At 50.8% G+C, this 256-nt stretch carries 1 protein-coding gene; it reads right to left on the bottom strand.

Going from position 1 to position 256, the window contains the following annotated elements:
• Positions 1–191: 191 nt before the first annotated feature.
• Entirely contained in the window at positions 192–245 is a 54-nt protein-coding gene (gene mgtL, locus RVY79_RS20515) for a mgtA regulatory leader peptide MgtL (RefSeq protein ID WP_001387276.1), read from the bottom strand.
• Between the last annotated feature and the right edge of the window lie 11 nt (positions 246–256).

The following is a 256-nucleotide window of genomic DNA, read 5'->3' as shown; positions in this document are numbered from 1 at the left end:
CAGACGGGAAGGTAAATGGCGAGTGAGCCGGGTAAAAATTTCTTTAAACATAAGGAGTCCCTCCGCACTGTCTGAAACAGTACAGAAATGTCTTCAGGCGTGGCGAAGCCTTACCTGAAGGTCATAAAGCTGAGCAGGGACGTTAAAACGTCACGGCCTTACGCATCCGGTAACGCCGTGAAAAGACGGGCTTACCGGAAAAGTTTTAATCTCCGTCGAGGGAGAGGCGTGGGATCAGGTTCCATATAACCTCCGG

It is taken from the genome of Chromohalobacter sp. HP20-39 (genome assembly GCF_033052815.1).
GTDB lineage: Bacteria > Pseudomonadota > Gammaproteobacteria > Pseudomonadales > Halomonadaceae > Chromohalobacter.
Note: the sequence above shows the minus strand (reverse complement) of the source record. Positions and strands in the feature narration are given on the sequence as shown.